This window comes from Candidatus Symbiopectobacterium sp. NZEC135 (assembly GCF_025962695.1).
Map to the genome: position 1 here is coordinate 1 of NZ_JAGFPF010000629.1, position 1114 is coordinate 1114.

1 protein-coding gene is annotated in these 1114 nt (G+C 56.4%); it reads left to right on the forward strand.

Features of this window, described 5'->3' with window-relative positions; genetic code table 11:
* Window positions 1-872: FecR family protein (locus J5224_RS29300; protein ID WP_264628585.1), on the forward strand; the 872-nt coding region annotated here is incomplete at its 5' end.
* Window positions 873-1114 lie beyond the last annotated feature (242 nt).

Here is a 1114-nt window from a genome sequence, read left to right on the forward strand (position 1 = left end):
GACAGAGTCATCCCCCCCACGATGACGCCTATCGCGCAGTCGAGGCGGTGTGGCAGGCCACTGCGGCACCGGGCAAGCGACTGGCGGAAAAGGAGTCTGAAGCCCTGGCGGTTTATCTCACGGCAATCAAGCAGGCAAAACGCCATCAACGCGCAAGGCGGTGGCTGGTCTCGGCCAGTGCCTGTTGTGCGTTGGTGATGGCAGGGGTTCTCTGGTTGGAAAATCCCTACTGGATGCAGGATGTGACGGCGAGCCACGTGGCGAGCAAGGGCGAACGTCGTGACGTAACGCTGGCAGATGGCTCGCGGCTATTGCTGGATGCGGATAGCGCGTTCAGCGTAGCGTTTACGCCGCAAGGGCGGCGCGTCCACTTGCTGCGCGGTGCCGCTTTTTTTGATGTCACACCGTCGCAAACGCCCTTTGTGGTGGCAACGGCGGCCGGTGATGTGCGGGTGCTTGGCACACAATTCGATGTACGGCTGATCGATGACGCGGCACTGGTAACCCTGGCAAAGGGGAGTGTCGCGGTGACAGCCGGTAGCGCGATGACGCCAACGGTGCTGAAGCCGGGCGAACAGGCGCGCTTTAGCGCCAGCGGTACTCATGCGCCTGTCAGCGTGAATGTTGCAGACGAAATGGCCTGGCGCGACGGACGTTATATTTTCTATCGCGCTCGCTTGGCCGATGTGGTGCGTGAGGTGGAACGCTATCGTTCTGGGCGTATTCTCATCTCAGCATCCGCGTTGGCCAATGAAACGGTGACCGGTAGCTTCTCGCTGGCGGACAGTGATGCGGCATTGGCCTCTTTGCAAGCCAGTGTCGGGTTCCAGATGCGCAAAGTGACCGAACGACTGGTGATTCTCTCGCCATAATAATTTCATATTTTACAATGTGTTGTGATTTTTTAATTAAAAAGTTCATTTTCATGGTTCAGTGATCCGTTTCCTCATTCGTGAACGTAGTGAGAGTGCAAATGATAATTACTATTATTAACGCGCTCGCGGTTCATGACACGAGATAAGGATCTCCTTAATGAAACAAAAAAGAGCACACCAGGCCGGCTACCTGTTCGCCACCCTTTTACTGACCAGCTTTAGCGGTGCGAACAGCGCCG